The organism is Priestia sp. P5_B4, from assembly GCF_056400385.1.
The window spans coordinates 1-581 of the sequence record NZ_JBFULJ010001470.1 but is presented as its reverse complement, the minus strand read 5'-3'; the positions used below and the strand labels follow the sequence as shown (position 1 = coordinate 581).

The 581-nt window shown below is 39.1% G+C and carries 1 protein-coding gene; it reads left to right on the top strand.

Going from position 1 to position 581, the window contains the following annotated elements:
• A partial coding sequence (locus AC1DRF_RS31665; protein WP_477742782.1) for an Hsp20/alpha crystallin family protein occupies positions 1 to 293 on the top strand: 293 nt, incomplete at its 5' end.
• Between the last annotated feature and the right edge of the window lie 288 nt (positions 294 to 581).

Genomic DNA, 581 nt, shown 5'->3' with positions numbered 1-581 from the left:
ACATTTACGTTACCCCACATGAAATCATTATTATCGCTGACTTGCCCGGCTATCTAAAAGAAAATTTGCACGTGTCTGTTTCAGGCAGCCGGCTTTTGTTAAAAGGCTCACCGCACCCTCTCATCACAGGACAGCCGGTTGTACAAGAACGACCTTCTGGAGACTTTAACCGAATTATTGAATTGCCAGAGCCTACGGATGCGCATCATCTGCGTGCGAAATTTGAAAATGGACTGCTTATTCTTTCTTATCACAGGCAGTTTTTCCAAGAAGAACGTATTCACATTGAATAAGGCTTAGTAGTTTTATGAATGAAATTCAATAGTTCACATAAGCATTTATAAACGCAAAGAATTTAACGTGAATTTCCAAACTGGACCAATATATATTTATCTAACTGTTATTACATCGGAAATAAGCCCAAGATGAGGAGAAGCGAAATGTCTATGAAAGGATTTTTCAACCCCAAACAGACTAACCAACAGCTTCATACTGAGCTAGCGGACTTCAAACATCAAATCAAGCGCATTAACACGCTTGAAGTTCACATGAACCGTTTTTTAAAACTCGAACCGCAAATT